12 protein-coding genes are annotated in these 21,307 nt (G+C 69.7%); 6 read left to right on the forward strand and 6 right to left on the reverse strand.

All coding sequences use genetic code 11. From position 1 onward, the window contains the following. The first annotated feature begins 100 nt into the window (after positions 1–100). The 4 genes from WMF46_RS43910 (at position 101) to WMF46_RS43925 (ending at position 7,437) form a co-directional block, all read left to right on the forward strand. Positions 101–850, forward strand: a complete 750-nt coding sequence (locus tag WMF46_RS43910) for a helix-turn-helix domain-containing protein (protein WP_437982670.1) — start codon at positions 101–103, stop codon at positions 848–850. 145 nt (positions 851–995) lie between these two features. Further along, complete coding sequence (locus tag WMF46_RS43915; protein ID WP_437982671.1) at positions 996–2,129, forward strand: caspase family protein; 1,134 nt, start codon at positions 996–998, stop codon at positions 2,127–2,129. Positions 2,130–2,870: 741 nt separating this feature from the next. After that, on the forward strand, positions 2,871–3,038 hold the full coding sequence (locus tag WMF46_RS43920) for a hypothetical protein (protein WP_437982672.1): 168 nt from the start codon (positions 2,871–2,873) through the stop codon (positions 3,036–3,038). 130 nt (positions 3,039–3,168) lie between these two features. Beyond that, the gene (locus WMF46_RS43925) at positions 3,169–7,437 is read left to right on the forward strand and encodes a DEAD/DEAH box helicase family protein (protein ID WP_437982673.1); all 4,269 of its coding nucleotides are present in this window, start codon (positions 3,169–3,171) and stop codon (positions 7,435–7,437) included. A gap of 186 nt (positions 7,438–7,623) precedes the next feature. Here the strand turns inward: WMF46_RS43925 and WMF46_RS43930 are convergent, their stop codons facing one another. From WMF46_RS43930 to tssI, 6 genes are all read right to left on the reverse strand, one after another. Beyond that, on the reverse strand, positions 7,624–9,294 hold the full coding sequence (locus tag WMF46_RS43930) for a hypothetical protein (RefSeq protein ID WP_437982674.1): 1,671 nt from the start codon (positions 9,292–9,294) through the stop codon (positions 7,624–7,626). An 11-nt stretch (positions 9,295–9,305) separates the two neighbouring features. Then, the gene (locus WMF46_RS43935; RefSeq protein ID WP_437982675.1) at positions 9,306–9,722 is read right to left on the reverse strand and encodes a PAAR domain-containing protein; all 417 of its coding nucleotides are present in this window, start codon (positions 9,720–9,722) and stop codon (positions 9,306–9,308) included. A 196-nt stretch (positions 9,723–9,918) separates the two neighbouring features. Next, positions 9,919–10,677: a hypothetical protein gene (locus WMF46_RS43940; RefSeq protein WP_437982676.1), complete on the reverse strand. Its 759-nt coding sequence runs from the start codon at positions 10,675–10,677 to the stop codon at positions 9,919–9,921. A gap of 14 nt (positions 10,678–10,691) precedes the next feature. Continuing rightward, positions 10,692–12,026 (reverse strand): hypothetical protein, encoded by a 1,335-nt coding sequence (locus WMF46_RS43945; RefSeq protein WP_437982677.1) that lies wholly within the window; start codon positions 12,024–12,026, stop codon positions 10,692–10,694. Then, positions 12,007–14,409, reverse strand: a complete 2,403-nt coding sequence (locus WMF46_RS43950) for a hypothetical protein (RefSeq protein WP_437982678.1) — start codon at positions 14,407–14,409, stop codon at positions 12,007–12,009. The genes WMF46_RS43945 and WMF46_RS43950 overlap by 20 nt, the downstream gene beginning before the upstream one ends. Positions 14,410–14,419: 10 nt before the next feature. Continuing rightward, positions 14,420–17,062 (reverse strand): type VI secretion system tip protein TssI/VgrG, encoded by a 2,643-nt coding sequence (gene tssI, locus WMF46_RS43955; protein ID WP_437982679.1) that lies wholly within the window; start codon positions 17,060–17,062, stop codon positions 14,420–14,422. A 725-nt stretch (positions 17,063–17,787) separates the two neighbouring features. Here tssI and WMF46_RS43960 point away from each other — a divergent pair. Both WMF46_RS43960 and WMF46_RS43965 read left to right on the forward strand, forming a co-directional pair. After that, positions 17,788–20,292, forward strand: coding sequence for a GH25 family lysozyme (locus WMF46_RS43960; RefSeq protein ID WP_437982680.1), 2,505 nt, complete (start codon positions 17,788–17,790; stop codon positions 20,290–20,292). A gap of 104 nt (positions 20,293–20,396) precedes the next feature. After that, entirely contained in the window at positions 20,397–21,296 is a 900-nt protein-coding gene (locus WMF46_RS43965) for a M20/M25/M40 family metallo-hydrolase (protein WP_437982681.1), read from the forward strand. The last annotated feature ends 11 nt before the right edge of the window (positions 21,297–21,307 follow it).

Below are 21,307 nucleotides of genomic sequence, written 5' to 3' on the forward strand. Positions count from 1 at the left end.
CATTACAATGTGACCACGGGGTGCGCTCGTTGCCCGTGGCAACGCCCCTGGCAACGCGACCCCCCTTGTGCCGTTGCCATGGTGGTCGTACCTTCGTCCCGTGGATGTTCCTCCCCCCAGCTCGCCGCCGGAGCCCATTGGCCACCGTATCAAGTTTCAGCTCGACGGCCTCGGGCAATCACCGGCGTGGCTCGCGGACAAGGCAGGGGTGCCGCGCTCGACGGTCCACCGCATCCTGACAGGCGACCGGAACCCCACGCCCGACACGCTCCAGCTGCTCGCACCGGTGCTCGGCGTGACCCTCGATCAACTCGTAGCGGGCACCGATGCGGTAGAGCGCGTCAAGGAGGCGCAGGGCCTCGTCTCTCGGGAGCACTACAACGCGGCAATTCGTCAAGTGATTGAGTTCGAGCGCAACGCGAACAATCTCGCCGCGCGCTTGCGCGAGACGGAGGAAGCACTCCGCGGCGAGCGAGAGCGTCGGCAGAGGGCAGAAGGGGCGCTCGGCTCCGTCGAACGGGAGCGCGACGATGCGCGCCACGCCGCCGAGCGCAACGAGCACGATGCACGGCGCTACCGGGAGGCCCTTGAACGCGCCGTGGCCGACGTCGCGCGGCTCCAGACCCAGGTGCGAGAGCTCGTCGGAGCCGTGGGAGAGGGAAAACGCACCGGCCACATCGCCGCCATGCTCGCGGGCGTCGCCGCCGTCGCATCGGTGGCGACATACCTCGTGAGCGACCCTGGCGCTGGTGGACAAAGCTCCGGCGCGAGGACGCCGAGCACCTCGCAGAAGAAGGCTGCGAAAGGCGGGCCCAGCACACGAAGGAGAAAACAGGGGCACGCAGGATAAAGCGAGCTCCCACAGCTTTCCGAATCGAAGAAGCGCGCGCACGCGACCTCCATTGCCCTCAGCATCGGGGCATGGACGCTAGCGCCTATCTCAACCCGCCGGGCGGTAGAGACGCCGCGCGGTCCTGCACCTCCAGGAGGCTCTGATGTACTACGTCCTGTCCATCGGTGTGAACTACGGTCCCGGCGCAGACCTCCTCCGCTTCGCGGAGAAGGATGCCATCGACATCTTCCGCGTCCTCTCCGGGGCGCTCGGCCCTCCGCGAGTGGGCGGTAAGTGCCTTCTCGGCGCGAGGGCAACCCGCGCCGAGATGATCGCTGCGCTGAATGCGCTCGCATGGCAGCCGCCGGAGCACCTCCTTCTCTACTTCTCCGGCCATGGAAGCGAGGAAGGGATTCTCCTGGCCGACGGCCTGTTGCACTACGATGAGCTCGCCGACTACGTCCGAATCATTCGGGCGCGCGCGATGATGACCATCCTCGACACCTGTCACGCGGCGGCATATGGGCGCTTCGTGTCGCCGGCCGACGTCGCCGGCCTTGGAGGCATAGACGAAGACCTCACCTGGCTCCGGGTGCTATCGGAAGCGCATCCCGGGATGCGGATGCTCTTCGCCACCAGCGCCGAGACGCTCTCGCGCGAGAGCCCCAACGCGAAGAACGGCTTCTTTACGGCGGCGCTCCTGCACGCGTTCCACCATGCCGAGGCGGACCTCCCTGCTGGCTCTCCGAAGCTCATTTCCGACCTCCAGGCCTTCGTGAACGCATGCGCCTTCATGCAGGAGCAGCAGACGAAAAACTGGAAGCGCCCGGGATCGGGCATCGTGCCGCTTCACATCCAGCAGCCGCAGTTCCTGGGCCACCTCGGCGACTTCCCCCTCGTCCGCAGCCAAGTGGAGCGTGCAGTGGGCACCGCGACGATCACCAACTTCGCATTCCTGCCCGGGCTGTCGATGCGCGTCGACTTTGTGGTGAACGGGCGGAGGAACGTCCCAACTCGCTGGCGCGTCAGGCTCTCTCACCCGGATGGATCCCTGATCGACGGTCGCTCGCACCGCTTCGTCCCGGCGAAGGACGAGCACGCCGACGGGGGCCAGATCCGCTTTCCGGTGAGCGTTCTGGACGACGATTTCGCCTCATCCTTCGTGCTCGATTCCGGCCGGCAGCTGCCCGTCCGCTGGACGTTCGAGCTTCTGGACGACCACGGACACCAACTGGCCCGGCGCTCGCTGATGGGGAGCTATTTCAAGGGAGCGCCTATGTCGCAACTCGGGTGGTAAGCCGAGCTACGGCGGCGCCCAGGCCGCCGCGCGTCCTCGCCATCGGGGCGACGCCATGTCCAGGGGCGTATCTGCCTGCTGACCCTCGCGATGACCAGCAACCATCCTGCGTGATCGAGCAGCAACCATCATGAGCGTCAACCCTGTCCCAAGGCGAAGGGCGGGTTCTTCTCGGCATGGACCGCAGCAGCGGCTCCCCCGCTCAAGCTCAAGAGCCGGGCCGGCCACAAGTCGTTCACGACGACGGAGGGCTACATCCGCGAGGCCACGCAGGTGCGCGATGGCTTCGCGCCACAGCGTTTCCGACATTGCCGACCGAGCTGCTCCGCTTGACGAATCGTCGAGCGGAGCAGCTCGGTCTTGATGAGGATCACGAGACCCTCAATGTTTCATTGGTGGGCCGTGAAGGACTTGAACCTTCAGCCAATGGATTAAGAGTCCGGGTCGGCGCCGGCGGGCAAGCGCCCCCAATTACTCGTTTTTTGCCAGTTCCGCGGGCAGCCAGCCCGGGACGCCGTGTATTGACGCTCAGGTTAGCTGATGGTTCGCCGAGCAGGCCCCTTGACAGCCATCGCGGGTGCGGTCGGCTGCGATCAAGGAGCGCGCTGGCCATCCCTCAGGCGCGCGCCGCACGCCGCCTCGTGATGGTCATCGGCGTCTTGGAGGTTGTTGTCGGCGCCGGCGAGGAGCTTGTTGGCACATAACGACGGTGGATGCCTAACAATGGATCGGGCGGCCCGCATGCTCAAGATGACCGAGCATGTCATCCGCAGGGTGAAACGCGAGCGGCTCGGCGAGGTCGACGAGCCGTTCGGCATTGTTCGGCGGCAGCTGTTTCCCGCGATCCTGCTTGCCACCAAGCGCTTGCAGCCGTCGAGCGACCCCCCTCCGGGAGGCGGAGTCGGGTGAGCTCGGAAGGACCCTCCACGTCGATATGCACGGGCGCCAGCGTAGCCACGATCGAACTCCTCGGGAAGTTGCACGTGACGGCGACCAGAAGACACCTCGCGCCCGCTCCTGAAGTACCATCGGCCCACCGGTGACTTCCCCGTTCCTCGAGGCCCCCGAGTCCGCATGGGTGGCGAGTAACGCGCTCGCGTTCGCGCTGCGCGACCGCTTCCCGGTCAGCCCCGGCCACACGCTCGTCGTCCCACGCCGCCTCATCCCGACCTGGTTCGACGCCACCACCGAGGAGCGCGCCGCGATCTTCGAGCTGGTCGACACGGTCAAGCGGGACCTCGACGCCGAGCTCCACCCGGATGGCTACAACGTCGGGATCAACGCCGGCGAGGCCGCAGGGCAGACCGTGATGCACCTGCACGTCCACGTGATCCCGCGCTTCCGCGGCGACGTGGACGACCCGCGCGGCGGCGTGCGCCACGTCATCCCGGGCCGGGGGAACTACCTCGCCGGACGAGCCCCGCCCCTCGCGACTGGCGGCGCCGAGGACCCCTTCCTGCGCCACCTCGCGCCGGTCTTCGCGCGCGCAACCGACGTGGCCATCCTCTCGGCCTTCGTCCAGGAGAGCGGTCTCGACGTCCTGGAGAGCCACGTGTTCGCGGCCCTCGCGCGCGGCGCTCGCGTCCGGCTCGTCACCGGCGATTACCTCCACATCACCCAGGCCACGGCGCTCGCCGAGCTGCTCGACTGGGCCGGCGGCAACGCCGCGCTGGCGGGCGCCGAAGGCACCCGGGGCAGCTTCGAGGCGCGCGTGGTCGAGGTCGACGCGCTCACCGGCAAGATCCGCTCGTTCCACCCCAAGTCGTGGCGCTTCGAGGGCCCGGGCTTCGGCGCCGCGTTCGTCGGATCGAGCAACATCTCCCGCGCCGCGCTCGGTCACGGCATCGAGTGGAACCTCCGCGTCGACCGCCACCGCGATCCGGACGCCTACCGTGCCGCCGCCAGCGCCTTCGAGCGCTGGTGGTCCCGCGCCCGGCCGCTCACGGCCGACTGGGTCGAGAGCTACGCTCGTCGCGCGCGGCAGGTCGCGGTGGGCCTGCCGCCGGGTGAGGAGGACGCCGAGCCCATCGATCCCCCGCCTCCTCCGCACCCCATCCAGCGCGAGGCGCTCGCCGCATTGCAGCGGAGCCGCGCGGAGGAGGGGCGCCGCCGCGCGCTCGTGGTGCTCGCCACCGGCCTCGGCAAGACGTACCTCGCCGCGCTCGACGTCGAGGCCTGGGCCGAGCACCACGGCCGCCGTCCGCGCGTCCTCGTGCTCGCCCACCGCGAGGAGCTCCTCGTCCAGGCCGCCCGGACCTTCCGCCGCCTCCTGCGAGAGCACACCGCGCGCTTCGGCTGGTGCGCCGGGAGCGCCGGTGAGCTGGCCGGCGATGTGGTCTTCGCCTCGGTGCAGAAGCTGTCCCGCCCCGACCACCTCGCGCGCCTCGCCCCGGGGAGCTTCGACTACGCCATCGTCGACGAGGTCCATCACGGCACCGCACCGAGCTACCGCGCCATCCTGGACCGGATCGAGCCGGGCTTCTTGCTCGGCCTGACCGCCACGCCCGAGCGCGCCGACGGCGCGGATGTCGTCGGGCTCTTCGACGATCACGTCGCCTACCGGGCGGACATCGGCGCCGGCATCGAGCGGAGCTTGCTCGTCCCCTTTGCGTATTTCGGCCTCAGGGACGAGACCGATTACAGCGCTGTCACCTTCCAGAACCGGAGATTCGATACAGGAGAGCTGGAGAAAGCTATCGACACGGATGGGCGCCTCGAGCAGATGTGGCGCGCGTGGCAGGAGCACCCGGGGGAGCGCACGCTCGTGTTCTGCTGCTCGATCCGGCACGCGCACCATGCGTGCGACTTCCTCGCCACACGAGGTGTTCGCATCGCCGCGGTCCATTCTGGTCCGGAGTCGGCGCCGCGCGAGGAGGCGCTGGCGGACCTCGTTGATGGCAAGCTCGACGCGCTGTGCGCTGTCGACCTCTTCAACGAGGGCATCGATCTGCCGAACGTCGATCGCGTGGTGATGCTCCGTCCCACGGAGTCTCCTGTCGTCTTCTTGCAGCAGCTCGGCCGCGGCCTGCGCGTCGCGGACGGGAAGGCGCGCCTCACCGTGCTCGACTTCGTGGGCAATCACCGCGTGTTCCTCGACCGCGTGCGGACGCTGGTCTCGCTCGGCTCCGAGCCGTCCGATCTGCGCGATTTCCTCGGCGGAATCCGCGCGGCGCGCCTGCCGCCGGGCTGCACGGTGGACCTCGATCTCGAGGCCAAAGATCTCTTGCTCAGCCTGCTTCCTGCCCGCGGGAAGAGCGAGGTAGAGCGCGCGTACCGGGATCGCCGCGACGCGCGCGGCGAGCGCCCGACGGCCGGCGAGCTGTTCCGGATGGGCTATCGGCCTGCCACGCTGCGACCGGCTCACCAGGGCTGGTTCGATTTCGTGGCTTCCGAAGGCGATCTGAGCCCGCCGGAGCTCAGGGTCCTTCGCGCCGCCGGCGCGTGGCTCCGGGAGCTCGAGATCACCGCGATGAGCAAGTGTTATAAGATGGTCACGCTCGAAGCGCTGCTCGAGGCGGGTGCGCTCTTCGACGGGATCTCGATCGTCGAGCTCGCGCGCAGGAGCCAATCCATCCTCGCTCGCTCTCCGGAGCTCTGGCGAGATCTCGACGGCGTGGCCGAGCTGGGCGGTGGCCAGCGGTTCGACGAGCCGCGCTTCGTCAGCTACTGGAAGGAGAACCCCATCGCCGCGTGGACGGGCGCGCGAGGCCGCCGCTGGTTCGTGCTCGATGGGGACCGCTTCGTCTCGAAGATCTCCAGTCCTCCAGGCGACGAGGAGGCCTTCGCCGCGATGACGCGGGAGCTCGTCGATTGCCGCCTCGCCATGTACCGCGCGCGTCGCCGCGAGGACGGCTCAGGCGCGTCGTTCTCGGCCAAGGTGCTGTGGAACAAGCGCGACCCCATCCTCAAGCTGCCCTCGCGCGCAGCCCGCCCCGACCGCCCTTCAGGGAACGTCGACGTCCGCCTTCCGGACGGCGAGGTGTGGCGTTTCCGCTTCATGAAGGAGTTCTGCAACGTCGCGCACCGCGTGGGCTCGCAGCGCAACGAGCTCCCGGATCTGTTGCGCCGCTGGTTCGGCCTCGCTGCTGGCCGGCCTGGAACGGCGTTCCACGTCCGCTTCGTCCGCTCACCCGATGGGCTATGGGTCGAGCCGGAGAGCCCCGAAGGGGTGTCCACGGCGCCGCGCGGCGCGCTGGTCGCTTTCCCCGATCTGCGCGCGGCGGCGGGCGCCGCCGGCTTGCCGACGGAGCTCTCTCCCGAGGCCGAGACGGTGCGGCTCCCGATCGCGGCTGCACACGGCGATGGGCTCTTTGCGGCGCGCGCTGCGGGCGACTCGATGGATGGCGGGAAGCGTCCGATCCGCGATGGGGACTGGCTGATCATGAAGTTTGCGCGCGGCGCCTCGTACGATGCGCTGGACGGCAAGGTGGCGCTGCTTCAGATACCCGATCGCGATCTGGGGTTTGCCTACCAGATCAAGCGGATCGTGCGCGATCGGTCGGGCTGGCGGCTCCGCTCGGACAATCCGGATGCACCTTCGTACGAGGCCACGGCCGCGACGGTGCCTATCGCGCTCCTGGTCGAGGTGGTCCGCCCCGAGGACATCGGCCCGAGCGCCGGTGAGCGCTTCGAGGACGACGAGGCCGTAGCCCGCGCGTTCGGGCTGGAGGAGCCGCCGCGGACCGGCCGTGTCGGCGGTCACCTCTTCTTCTGTCTGGAGACACCAGGAGCGCTGGTCGCGCCCGATCGCGTTCGCTCGCCGGTGCCAGCCCAGGACCGCCGCCCTGGGGAGACGGCCTTCGTGCTCGCGCGGTCGCCCGGCGAGCCCGGCTGGCGATACCTTGGCGTGGCCCGTTACCTCGATGAGGAGGGGCTGTGGGCCTGTCCGGAGATCGACCATGCCGCGTACCGCGCCCTGGGATCAGGCCGCGCGGTGTCCCGATCGCTGCCGGCGGGGAGCCGCGAGCGCGCGCGGGTGCTCGTGGAGGAGCTACTCCGGCGGCCCGGCGCGGGCGCATTCGTGGAGCGGGACGGCAGGCGCTGCCGGATCGTCGGCCAGGCCGACGGCGGCGGGCTGCGCATCGACGGTGGGCCGGACGGCTTTGCAGAGCGAACGGTGTCGCTGACCGATCTCGCGTGGGTGATCGTCGCGAGCGACGACGTCAGGAAGAATGGCGGACTGCTGGACGAGCAGCGGGTCAACCGGCTGCGCTATCTCGAGGGGACGCCGCGGGCGGCGACGCGGTGGATCGACACGGGGTGGGCGCTCGTGCTTGCGGCAGCGGTTGACACGGCGGGCGAGGGGTGACGGCCTGGAGGGCGGCGCCGGGAAGGTTGGTCCTAGCGGTCAGCCACCCGTGGATCCGCCGCGTGAGGCGGTTCTCGCGGTCCGCCGGTGGCTTGCGCGCCGGCCGTAGCAGTGAGTGCATGGGGCGCGCGTCCCTGTGCCTTGCCAAAAACCGATCGCACGAGCGTTCCTCGAGATCGAGACGGTTCACCGCGCGGGCGCGCCTCGCCTGGCGAAATGCGCGTAGTAGCGCTGGACCAAGTCCTGCCACCTCGCGTACTCCGCCGGGGACCCGCGAAGCCGCTCTTTCCATGCCGCATCGACCACTGACCGGACCTCGCCGGAACCCAGGCCGTAGCGCTGGAAGATCGACTTGGCCATGGCGGGGGACAGGGCCAGCTCCGCGCAGAGCGCGGCGTACTGCGCGAGCGGCAGGATTGTCTCCAGCGACCCTGGGAGGGGCGCCATACCGCCCTCCCCGGCCGTGCTCGACGGCGTGGAAGGCGGCGATGCCTTGGAGGTCTGGGCGGCCGCTCCGGTCACAGCGGCCGGCGAGGACGCGGTTTGCGCCAGCAGCTCACGGGGGATCGCGACGTGCAGCGACGTCTCCCGGAGGTCTGCTGCCGCGTGAGGAGCGGGCCTCGATGCCGCCAGAGCGCCGGTACGCCTCGTGGATGCTCCGGTCGTGAACGGGAGCGCGGGGCCGCGGGGAATGTCCGAGAGCGGTGCGGTTTCCGCGATCACAGGAGGCGGACGCTTCACCGTCATCGCCGCACCGGGTTGAGGGAACGGCAGCTCCGGCCCTCGCGGAATGTCGGGCACGGCGGCGGTGCCGGTGGGCGACTCCGCAGCGCGAGGAGGCTTCGGCTCGGCCGTCGCGGTCGCGAGCTCGCCTTGCACGGGCACGAAGGGGAGCACCGCGTCTCGGGGGACATCCAGCAGGGGCCCCGTGCCCTGGAGCGCCGCCAGGGTCATGGCCGACGCCGCAGGACCGACGAGCGCCTCGTCGGACGGCGCGGCAGGCGCAACTGAGGCGGCGGTAGATGCTGGCGAGCGCTCGACATGGCCAGCCTCCCGCGCTCGGGCGAGGAGCATCTCCAGCCGACGCGCGTGATGCGCCTGGAGCCGCTCGAAGTCCTTCGCCAGCGCCGCGTCACGCTGGAGCGCTGCCTGCCACCGCCGATCCAGACCGGCACGCTGCTCCTCATCGGCCAGGCCGTGGCGCCGCAGCACCCGTTCGCGTTGCTCCGGCAGCGCATCGAGCTCCGCGCAGAGCGCAGCGTACTCGGCCAGGCCCAGCCCGGGCTCTCCGAGCGGTGCCGCAGCAGAATGTTCGTCGGCAGGCCCCTTCGCCGATCTCCGCGCCTCGGCTACCCTCGACGGTCGCAGCACCCGAGGGGCGATCCGGAGCGGCCCTAGCTTCCCGGGCTTCGCGTGCAGCTCCTCGAGGAGTTCGCCGACCTTCGCGTTCTCTGCCGCGCGCCGCGCCCATCGGCGGCGGAGCCGCGCAACGTCGTTCATGCCCAGGTCGTGCTCCTGCAGCAGATCGAACGGAGCCGGGTGCGCCGCGAAGGCCGCAAGAAAGCTCACCCAGGCGGTCGGGTCCTCCGTGAGCGGCTGGACCTGCCGATCCAGCCAGTCCTCCGCCTGCGCCAGCTCCTGCTCGTACGCCGCGAGCAGCTCCAGCTCCGCGGCCAGCCGCTGCTTCCAGGCGAGATCGGCCCGCGCGAACGTACGTGGCTTGAGCCCCTCGACCGTGAGCACGTCTGCGAGCGGGAACCCCTCCGCCACCGCCGCCCTGACGGCCGCATACTGCGCCAGCGAGATCCCTTCGCTCGCTTCCTGCGCCCCCGCTGCTGGCCTCGTGGCTGTCGCCATCCTCTTGGTCCCTAGTCGCCGACCAGCACCGTCCCGGCGGCGATCACGCTCCCATTCGGGGCATCCGCCGGGTCGTTGCAGGTCAGCGCCGGATCTCCGAGGTGCGCGGCGGGCTTGTTGTTGATGAGCACCGTCTTGCTGCCCGTATGCACCCTGGCCTGGTTTGACGGAGGACGCTGGAAGGTGCCCCCTGCGGGCACATGCGCGGGCGTGTTCGTCGCGGTGCTGCCCTGGATCGCTGCTGGCTTGCCCTCGACGAGAACGTCTGCGCTCAGATCGCCGGACAGGTTCCCGCTGAACGGCATCGGCGTCGGCGTGGGCACAGGCCCTCCCGGCGACGGGACCATCAGCACATGCGTGTCGATGCCGACGATCCTGTCGCCCTGCTTCGCCGCTGGCTTTCCTGGCCTGGGGGATCGTGATCGCATGTTCCTCCGTGCTCTCCTGCGCTGGTTACCGGGGCGATGTACCGCGCGTGTCTCCTGCTCGAGTGGACTCGGTCGGACCGACGGCACTCCGGCAGCTGTCTGCGTCCTTCAGGACAGGTGAAGGCGCCACGCTCGTCGTGCTGCTCGGGCCATCGGGCGATGTTGCTCCTGTCGGGCGCGCGGGCGTCGATCGGCGTCAGCCGCTCCCCTCGTCACCCGGCTTCGGTGCGTCCACCCCGAGGGGTGGATCGAGGGGCTTGCCCGTCTGCGGGTCGAACCGCTGGAGCCGCTTTCCCTCCGGTACGCTCTGCCCGCCGGCCCGCGCCTGGCCGGGCTGGAACGGCATGTCGCGTCGCGGAACGAACTCCTTGATGTCGGCCGTGCCCTGCGGGATGGCCGCCCCTTCCAGTGGGCTCGGCGGGCCGCCGCGCCGGAGGGGCGCTGGTGGACCTGGCGGCGTTGCGACCCCCTCGGAGCGGGGTGGCGCCGGGGGGCGGCTACCGTCGCTGGCGGGCCGGGCGTGCGCGTTGGCAGCCCAGGGCGAGACCTCGTTGCGTTCGGTTGGCGAACGAGGCGAGACGAACGCCGGCCCCTGAGGGGGCGCGAGCGCCGGCGGCGCTGGAGCTGGAGGCGGTGGGGCGGGCACCGGCGCGGCGCCCTCCGCACCCGGGCGCTGCATCGGCCCGAGCGACGCGAGCGACGGCCGCTTCGCCTCGAGGCTGCGCCGGGTCCTCGCGAAGGCCGAGCTGAAGCGGAGCGCCTGGATGCCCTGATTGCGCTTCGCCGAGAGCGCGAGCTCCGCCGTATGCTCGGCGTCGGCCCGCTCCCAGTCCGCCGGCGCGACGCCGAGGCGCGCGAGCACCTCGTAGAGGTCCGCGCCGCGGAAATAGACCACATGGGCCAGGACCTCGGCATACCGCTCAAGCCGCATGACGCTCCCGTCCTTTTCGCTCACGTTGGCTCTCCTCGTCACGGCGCGTCCGCGTCGGGCGGGACGGGCCTCTTCAGGCGGCGCAGGTTGTCGCACGACTCTTCTCGATAGGGGCACACCGCCGTGAAGAGCTCCACCGCCTTCTCGACGTCCTTCTGCGTCCCGCGGCCGGTCTCGTACATCTCCGCGAGCCGCTCGCAGCTCATCAGCCAACCGACGTCGCGGTTGTCGATGCGGCAGCCCAGCTTCGTGACCTCGAAGAGCTTCTTGTCGACCTCGGGTCCACTCCCCTGCTTCCGGATACGCCCCGCCATGCGAACGCACGCCAGGTCGCGGCCGTGCTGGCAGGCGGCCATGTCGAAGAAGCTCGCCTTCTCCGGGTCCTTGGGCACGCCCTTGCCGCGCTCGAACAACTCCGCGAGCTCCTCGCACCGCTTGAAGTCGCGGCTGACGGCGCACGCACGGTAGGTGAACTCCGCCACGGCTTCCGGTCCTTGCGGTTCAAAGCCGTCTTCATCGACACAGCCCATCGCGAGCGAGCAGGCTCCCCGGCCGGCGCGGCACTCGGCCTGGGAGAACCTGCAGAGTTTGCGGCCGAGCTCCTTCGTGTAGCTCTTCCGCTCGGCCGGCGTCCTGTCCGACCAGGGGTAGCGAAGCACGGGCCAGCACGCGCCCATCTCGCCCGCGCCGCACATCGTGCGGAGCGTCATCGCCAAGGTCTCCGCGCGGGCTTTGTCTCCGCTCCGCTGGGCCACTTCCATCAGCGTCGAGCACGCGGCGATGTGGGACGCCGCGCAGGCGTCCTCCGCGGTCTTCTGTGCAGTCTTGCCCACGGTGCCCTGAAAAATGCTCAGCTCCTCCGGATGACGGAGCACATCCAGGGCGAGGGCCAGGCAGCCCTGCTGTTCGCCGTGATCACAGGCCATCTTGTGGTGAACAGCCTCCACCAGCTTTGCCGTCGCTTTGATCGGCCAGTCGTGAACATGGTAGTACTCCACGGCGAACTGCATGCACGCATTGGTGTTCTTGCCTTTGCATGCTTTCGTATAGAGATCATCCGCGCGCGACGCATCCTCCGCCACGCCGAAGCCGTGGAGGAATAGCCAGCCCGCAGCGCGGCAACCCTCCATGTCCCCCCGCTCGCAGCGCAGAAGGTCCGCCGAGGGATCCTCCGCCGGCGGCAAGGAGAAGAGCACGATGTCCGGACCCTTCGCCGGCTCGAGCGGCGCAGCGCTCTGGGCCGGCGGCGGCAGCGCGACGACCTGCCGCGCCCCGGGGTCCCTCGACGGCGCGCTCGATGCGCCGCATCCGGTCAGCAGCACCGAGAGAGCCGCCGCGACGAAGGCCGAACCGTCAGGCAGACGCTTGAGCATCGCCGTCTCCTGTGAGCGAGGGCGCCCCGTCCAGGAACATCGAGGGCGTGAGCGCGTCGATTCGCTCCCTGGCCGCTGCCCCGGTGCCGAACCTTGGATGCCAATAGATGCCATTCCAGGCGGTCTCCTTGAGCTTGTTCTCGATCGCCTTGGGCCAGGCGGCGCTCTGTTCTGGCCCGCCTGAGCCACCTGACATGTACTTCCATCGGCATTGGAAGTGCGCCTTGCCCGCGTAGTCCGCTTGCTGCCGCCCGCTGTTCGTGAGCACCACGGCGGGGAAGTAGTGCTTGTACAATATCAGGTTTGCAGGATCGCCGAGCTGATTCTTGTACTTGGGTGCGACTTCAGACATGAACATGCTCAGCGTCATCTCGCGCCCGCCGTGTGCCCACATCGACCGGGCGAGGACCCCGTGCGGCATGAAGAAGATGACCCACGGCTGCAGGTTCGTGAAGCCGGGGGTGTTCCTGATCCCCCAGAGCATCTGCGCGATGGTGTAGTTCTGCTCCAGGGAGCCGCCGTACATGCGTGCGAGCCGGCTCACGTAGAGCACGTCGTCCGGTATCATCACCGCCTTGCTGGGCCGCAGCGTCAGGACAAGGCGGAACAGGCCGATCGGACGCGCCTTCTTGATGAAGGCGGCCATCTCGCCGAGATCTTCGGGAGGAGGCGGCGTGACGCCCATGCCGCAGAAGCCGAGCATCTGCCCTGGGCCGACCTTGTTCTGTGCGCCTCCGTCGACGATGCCGACCTGCATGAACTCGACGAGCGCTCCCCGCCCCGGGCTCTCCCGGCTCTCCCCCTTGATCTTCGCCCAGAAATTGGAGCCGTTGCCGGTGTCCATGAGCTGCACGAGCGGTTTGTCCTTGTGCACCCGGAGCACGTAGTGGATATGCGAACCGTCGAGCTGCTTCTTGAGATCGATGACGATGGCCTTCGTTCTGGTGTCGAGCGCCAGCGCCTTCTGATGCTCCCATTCGGCGAGGCCTTTGTTCAGCTTCTCTTGCATCTGAGCGCGCTTTTGCTCCGCAAGCACCGTCTGTCCAGCTTTCTCGAGGATCCGGATGTCCCTGAGAAGCCCGGGATCTTCCTTCGGCCTGGCGAGATCCAGCTCTTGCTGGTAGTCGGGGGCGACCCTGTCTTTCTGCGAATATGCGCTCTCGACCTGCTGTGCTCCGGGCGTCTTGCGTGCTGCGAAGTGCTTCAGGAGGATCTTTTCACGAATGCATTCATCCTCGTACCTGCTCAGATAGAGCGTGACCTTCTGAGCTCCGGCGTCGGGATCGAACACGAAGATGGTCCCTGGAGCGAGCGGCGGCGAGAGCTGCCTGGCGCGCTCGACCGTGAGCAGGTCCTCGTATGCGACGGGCGGAGACGATGCTCCTGCATCCGGCCCCGCGCTCGCCTTGTCCGTAGCAGCGGAATGGAGGGTGTACCAGCGCCCGCCCTGCGGGGGCGGCTCATCGGCGGGGCCCGCAGGCTTTCCTGAGAAGATGGCGAAGCTTCCGGTCGCGAACTGGGCTGCGTAGCCGATGCTGTCCAGGTGCTCGATGCGAAAGCCACGCGTCAGCGCTCCGTAGGTCGCAAGGTGCTGGCAGGCGACGACGATCGGCACGGCCGGATCATCGTTCTTCTGCTCTTTCCAACGAGGCGCCATCGGGTCCTCGAGCAGCCTGCCGTCCTTCATCGGGCCCACGACCGGCGCCTCCTCGTCTTTGACCCGCAGCGAGTCGTCGGGGGGCGCTGAGCCGTCGGGGGGGCTCGATGCTTCTCCCTGCGGCTGAGCGGTCTCCAGGTCGTCGCGAATCGGTTCTGGTGTCAACCAGGACTCGATGTTGTAATGCCCATACGTGACCTTGTACCTCTTCGACTCCCGCGTGAGCGTGCTCCGGTACCGCCGCTGGATCCGGCTGAAGATGTACGTCTCCCAGTTCTCCGAAACGGGGAACCCCGCCACGCCCTTCCTCGTCCCCATGTCGTAGGAGCCTCCGAGGTTGCCATACGTGGCGCCGAAGAGGATCTCCGTGACCGCCTGGGCCCACTGCTCCTCCTTCGGGTCAGCGCACCAGTTCATCAGCGGCCCTGCCTGCGTGAGCCACACCTGATCCATCGGAAAGACGCGGATCCGCTGGTCGATCCACGCGAGGACATCGCCGATCGTCTCCGGCCGGGAGAGCGCGCCCTCCGGCACCTCGTGGCTCACCGGTCGTACCCCGTCGTCGCCGAACACGGTGCCGTCCGGCGCCCCCGCGGCCATGTCGTTGATCGCGACCGTCAGCCGCGGCGGCTCGTCCCCGTAGGGGTACGCCTCGGAGAGCTTCGTCAGGAAATCCCCAGCCGGCGCTTGCGCCGGCCCACCACCGCCCTGGTTCCCGTCGGCCATCTCGATCTCCTCAGCTGCCGTGTACGCGCGCGAGCTCGCCCGCCGTCTGCGCGTCGAGCTCCCCTGATTCTCCGAGCTCGTGGTCCTTCTGGAACCACGCGAGCGCCGCCCGGAACCCCTTGTCCGCCGGAGGATCCTCCTTGATCGCCCCCTCATAGTAGCCGAGGTTCTTCAGCCGTCGCAGCGCCCCTTCCACCGTCGTCGCCTCGGGCAGCGCGGCGACGCGCACGGTCCACTTCTTCCGTGGGCCCGTCGGGTACTTCCCTGGCCACATCGTGATCTCGACGAGCTCCGCCGTCTCCGGGATCTCCACCGCGATCGCCCCGTCCACGTCCGTCTCGCCCTCGAACAGCCGGCCCTCGGCGACGAGCTGGTAGCGCTTGCCCGCATACGGCTCGAGCTCCTCGTCCGTGAGCTGCACCTTGAACGGCTTCGTCTTCTCCTCGTCCTCGTCGCCGCCGAGCGGCGGTTCGTCGCGCGAGCAGTTCAGCTTCACCAGCTTGCCCCACAGCGCGGCGTCCTCGTCGAGCTCCAGGGCCGCGTCGGTGGAGAGCATGCGGATCTTCTTGGCGGCGAGCTCCGCCTCTTCCCCGAGCGACAGGGTCGGTCCCTTGCCCGCCAGCGAAAGCGCCTGCGTGCCGGCGATCTCCACCCGGCCGGCCATGATCCGGATCCCCTCCGGGCTGATCTCGAGGGAGCTCTCGCCCGCGGAGAGGGTGAGGCTCCCCTGCGTCATGAGGCGCAGCGACTTCGAGCCGCCGAGCACCAGCGAGCCCGAGACGTTGATCTGCGCCGCGCCCGCTTCGTCGCCCGTGCCGACATCGATGCTGTACTCGCCCGTGACGCGGAGGATGGACGGACCCTCGACGGTGAGCACCGAGCCGCCGAGGAGGCTCGTCTTGTCGATCCCCTCGACGCGCAGCGCGCGGCTCCCGAGCACGTGCTCCTCGCTCTCGCCGAAGACGCGGACGCTCCTCCGGCCCTCGACCTCGAGGTCGTCGTCGCGACGAACCTTCGTGAGCCGATCGCCCGTGTCGAGCGCGTCGCGGCTGGCCACCATGACGGAGCGGTCGCCGCCGACACCGACCCGCTGATCGGTCCCGACGCGGACGTCGAGCTCGCGCTCGGCGCGCAGGTGGACGAGCTCGCCGCCCTTCCGGTCCTCGAAGCTGAGCTCGTTGTGGCCGCCGCCGTTGGGGCTGCTCCGCGTCTTCACGCCGCTCCGGGTCCTGGCCTCCGGGAGCTGGAATGGCGCGCGGTTCACCGCGTTGGCGACACAGCCGGTGACGATCGGGCGATCGACATCGCCCCCGAGGAACGAGACGACCACCTCCATGCCGACGCGCGGGACGAACTGGGTGCCGAAGCCGCGCCCGGCCCAGAGCTCGGCGTGGCGGATCCAGCACGAGCTCCGGTCGTCCCCCTGACCCTCGCGATCCCAGTGAAACTGGACCTTGATGCGCCCGATGGCGTCAGTGTGCACCTCCTCGCCCGGCGGGCCCACGACGGTCGCGGTCTCGACGACCTGCTGGATGCGCCGCGGCGCGGGGCGCGGCCTTACGCAAACCGTGTCCGGCGCGCAGGCGAAGCGCGCGCGGTAGGTGGGCGAAGCGCCCGAGACCTGCGGCGCCTCGCCCTCGTGGTCGACGCGCGTCACGACCCAGCCCCGGTCGTACGCCGCCACGTCGTGCTCTTCCAGGAAGAAGCGGTGGCCGGGCACGAGCCGCCGGCAAGCGCTCTCCCCGCGGGCGACAACGGCCTTCCGGCGCAGCTGTTCCAGCCGGATTGCGGCGTCCTCGCGAGCGACCTCCACCTTCTCGTAGTCGCCATGGTGCTCGTAGTGCTCGTACCGGCCATCCTCCGCGCCGCCGTCGAGCTGCGCCGTCCTCGCCGACGAGGAGGGGTGGAACAGCGGACGTTCGAAGTCGTAGTCGCGGACGACGGCTGACGTCGGCCGGACGGAGCGCGCCGCGACGAACCGCTGGACGTGGTCCTCGCCGGGCGTGAGGGCGCCGGTCCCTGCCGGCGCGCTCCTGTGAAGGAGCCGCGGGGCGCCGGGGATCGGCGGATAGATGCTCGCGTCGTCGCCGATCACCATCCGCTCGGCGCCTTCGCCGGGGTCGTGCTCGAAGTAGTAGAAGAGCCCTTCCTCCGCGAGCAGGCGCGTCACGAAGTCGCGGTCGGTCTCGCGGTACTGCACGCAATAGGCGCGCTTCGGAGCGGCGCGGACCCGCGCGAAGCGGCGGGGGATGCGCCATTCCTCCAGGACGAGGTCGACGATCTCGTCGACGGTCCTGTCCTGGAAGATGCGGCTCGCGCGGCGCCTGCCGAGCAGCGACAGGCGCGAGGCGAGGCGGAGCCGGTACGCGCTCCGGCCGTCGTCGAGCGCGGCGCTCCACGCCACGTGGGTGCAGACGCCATGAAAGACGCGGAGCGGAGCGCCCTCGCCCTGCAGCGCGAGATGCATCGGCTGCTCGAGGATCTGCGGCTCGAAGGCCGCCGGATCGGCGAACGGCACGGCAACGTCGATGTCGACCCGGTAGCCGCGCGAGATGGACTCGCGACCGCGAAACGCGAGCACTGTGAGGTCTCGCGCTGCGAGAGAGCCAGCGCGAAGCTCGAAGGTGGATGGATGAGGCGCCCCGTTCGACATGGAGCGATCCCTATATCACGGCCGAGAGTCGTTCTCCCGGCTCTCAGCATCTTTCTCACGCGCCTGCCTCCGACGGCAGACCGCATCGGCGAAGGTGAGGGAAGAAACAAGTTCTCATTACGAGCGATTTGTTCTGGTCTCGACTGCAAAAAATCGCGGAGGATTCATCCCGTGCGGGGCCTTGCCCCTGCGCGGCGGCCCGCATCGCTTGCCCTGTAGGCAAAGAAGAATGACTCGCCGGCAAGCAACAGTTCCGGTGTGACGTCATCGGTGGGTTTCGGCTTGCACCTTATCGTGAACTCAAGAGGTGCTACGGTGAGACGAGAGTGGACCTCCGCAATGAGTAATAGAGGCTAAAAGGAGAACGGCGGAAGCCTCCGCCCGGCCTCCTCTCCCCCTCTCCTTGCACTTGGCGAGCGTGTCGCTGTACCTGACTCCTCCAGCCGAAGCACGCTCTCGAACGCGTCGTCCTCAACCGAGATCGGCTTCCAACACACGCGCTGATCGCCGGCCCCCGCCGTCGCCACAGCCACGATGACCGCACGGACGTATTGTCTTGGCAGCGTCGACCTTGCTCGACGGACACGCCGCCCTGCGATAGCAATTGAACTACCCCGGGGGATCACGTCGCCCGGGCGGCGCGACATGAGCGTGAGGGCGCGCACGCAGGGCACGGCTCTCGGGCACGAGGCCGCGCTCCGCGCGTGCGGGGGAGGTGAGAGCCTATGTTGAGCGGAGCCGATGTTTCGGTCCACCAGGGAAGTATCCAGTGGGACGCGTTCGCCTCACGGCTCGATTTCGTCTTCATCCGGGCGACGTTCGGGACGGAGGGGGTCGACAGGAAGTTCGCGACCAACCGGGCCGAGGCCGCGCGCTGCGGGCTCCTCCGGGGGTACTATCATTACGCGTTGCCGCGCCTCGACGCGGCCGAGCAGGCGGAGAAGCTCTGCAGCGTGGTCGGCGATCTTGAGCCCGGGGAGCTCGACATCGTGCTCGACCTCGAGGAGACGCAGCACGCGGGCAACAACGGCCATGTCTGGACGTCGCAGGACACCCTGGCTCTTCAGGTGTGGACCCGCCGCTTCGTCCAGGAGGTGAAGTCGCGCTACCCGGGCCGCTCGGTCATCCTCTATACCCGCCACGACTTCTGGCGCGATCACCTCGGCGGCAGCTCCGAGTTCGTCGACTGCCCGCTCTGGATCGCGAACTATACCTATGGCCTCGACTCGGTGCGGGCGAGGCCGCCGGCCAACCCGAAGGAATGGGCGGACTGGGCGCACAGGAAGCCGCTCAGGGCCTGGGACCCCTGGTCTGCGTGGTCGTTCTGGCAGATCACCGCCAAGGCCGTGATGCCGGGCGTCCGGACCAACACCGTGGACGCCAACCTGTTCAATGGAACGGTGAGCGATCTGCGGCGCCTCGCCCGGCTCGAGGCCGGGTCCGTGACGTCCGAGCCGCTGCCCACGGCCGACGCGCTCTGTCAGAAGCTGCTCTCGCAGGCGGATGACAGATACATCTTCGGGCACGAGGTGCGCCTGACCGATCCCAACCCCTCCGCGTTCGATTGCTCCGAGCTCATCGAGTGGGGCTGCGCCCAGCTCGCCGTCGAGCCTGCGATGCCTGACGGCTCCTGGATGCAGGCGCGCCACGTGAAGGCGGCGCGGCTGCTCATGCCGGTGGACACGGCGATCGCGACCCGCGGCGCCCTCCTGTTCCGCTTCTCGACAGACCCGTTCACGGGCGGGCGCCCCGAGCACGCCCACGTGGCCATGAGCCTGGGCGACGGCCGCACCATCGAGGCGCGCGACACCGCGCATGGCGTCGGCGTGTTCCCGGCGCTGGACCGCGGCTGGACGCACGCGGGCCGGATCCCGGGCCTCGACTACAGCGCCGCGCCGCCCGGCGGCGGGCTCGCGCGCGGCGCCAAGGGGCCCGAGGTGAAGGCCTGGCAACAGCACCTGTTGATGTGGCGCGCCGGGCTCCTGCCGCAGTCCGGCGCGGACGGCGACTTCGGCGAGGAGACCGAGGCGGCCACGCGGATCTTCCAGCAGGAGATGGGGTTGCCCGTGACCGGCGCGGTCGGGCCCGAGACGCGCGACGCCATGCAGCGCGCGCTGCCGCGCCCGCCCTGCGCGCTCGAGCTGCCGCGCGCGCTGGGCCGCGCGCTCCTGGGCATCGTCGGCCAGGGGGCGGCCGCGGGAGGCGCGGCGCGCGCAGCAGGGCCGCAGGCAGAGCTCCAGGGAGCGGCGAGCGGGTCGACGGCGATGGCGACCCCGGGCCACGACGCGGCCGGCGTTCGCAGCTACACGTTCGCGCAGAGCGGCTTCCGGTTCACGGTGACCGCCACCCCCGAGCCGGTCGCGGCGGCTCGGGCGAACGACGCCGGGGGCGCCGTGGCGTTCTTCGCGTCGAGCCAGGCGCAGCCCGGGTCCGCGCGTCTGGCGCCCGTGTTCGACGGGACGGGCCTCGACGGGCTGCCGCCGCGCGATCCGGGCGCGCTCACGGGCACGAGGTTCTACGAGCAGGTCCGGGGCCTGTCGCTCGCGGCGCGGGAGGAGCTCTTCCTCCAGGAGGTGCTGCGGGGGAACGTGCCCAGCTTCCTGCGCCGCTTCCATCGCGTCACTGTCGAGGCGCCCGACGGAAAGCGGGGCGTCGCGTACGTGTGCGCCGACTACCTGGCGATCGGCCCGGACACCGATTTCCTGCGCATGCCGCTCACCGGCGTCACCGCCCAGCGCGTCGCGGATGCGTGCGGCTGCGTGCTGCCGACGAAGAAGCTCGTGAAGGACATCTATGCCGCCTCGCGGAAGCAGACGGCCATCCCGTTCGATCCCGAGGACGGCACCAAGGTGGAGCGCTTTCGTGACCACCAGCTGGCCATCGAGCAGCACCGGGCCGGCGAGCTCGGCGAGCTGCTCGCTGGACACAAGAAGGACGTCGTGGTGACCAACCGGCTGCACCACCACGCGCGCCGGCTGGCGATCTTCGGCTTCTACAAGGCGGACGGCAAGCCGTGGCAGCCGCTGGACACGTCGCTCCGGCGGCGGCTGCCGCACGAGGACACCTACGCCGACTACAGCCACGGGGTGCGGCTGGTCGGCGGCCTGATGGCCCTCGGGTCGGATCAGCGCTGCGTGGCCGACGTCCTGCTCGACCCGGCGCTGTGCGGCCTCGTGAGCGACGAGGGGATCATCAGCGTTCCGAGGTACGAAGTGCACCCGCTCGGGTGACCGATGAGGTCGTTTTGCCGCGGCCGAGCCTCGGGGTGAGGGGAGGGATGAGGGGAGGGGTAGGGCTCGGCTACACTCCGCCGGTAGCAGGAGGAGACCCCGCGATGGAGCTGAGACGCACGAAGGCCATGGGCGATCACGGCAGCCTCATCGATGCGCTCGCGTCGGTCAGCGAGGCGGAGCTGCTCGACGCGATCGTCGCGCTCGCGAGGCCGCGGCACATGTTCCGCCAGCGCGCGGAGAACCGCCGCGCGGCGCAGTACGTCGCCGCCGCGCTGGAGGAGCGGGGCTACGCCGTCGAGATCGAGGGCGAGCTCGGGAACGTGGTCGCGACGCCCCGGGCCGCGGTCGATCGCCCGATGATCCTCGTCGGGGCGCACTACGACAGCGTGCCCGACACGCCCGGCGCCGACGACAACGCGAGCGGGATCGCCGCGATGCTCGCCTGCGCCAGGGCGCTCTCGCGCTTCGAGCCGGCCCAGCCGGTCGGCTTCGTGGCCTGGAACGGCGAGGAGGACGGGCTGCTCGGCAGCGTCGAGTTCGTGGCGCGCCATCGATCGCAGGGCGGGGCGCCGATCGCCGCCGTGCACGTGCTGGAGATGGTCGGCTACGCGAGCCACGAGCCGGGATCCCAGCGGATGCCGGTCCCAGTCGCCGGGGCGCCGGACGTCGGCGACTTCATCGGGCTGCTCACGAACCACCGGTCGAACCACCTCGTGGAGCTCGCCGCGAAGCAGGCAGAGGCGCTGGTGCCCGAGCTGCCGGTCGTGGGCCTCAAGGTCTACCTCGGCCTCGAGGAGTGGCTCCCGGTGCTCCACCGGAGCGATCACTCGCCGTTCTGGAAGGCGAAGATCCCTGCCATGCTCTGGACCGACACGGCGGAGTTCCGCAACCCGAACTACCACCGCCCGACGGACACCCCCGAGACGCTCGACTATGGCTTCATGCGCCGCGTGACGCAGCTCGTCCTCGCGACGGTGACGCGGCAGGTCCGGACCGGATAGAAGGAGAACCC

The sequence above is a fragment of the Sorangium sp. So ce117 genome (assembly GCF_051524395.1).
GTDB lineage: Bacteria > Myxococcota_A > Polyangia > Polyangiales > Polyangiaceae > Sorangium > Sorangium cellulosum_B.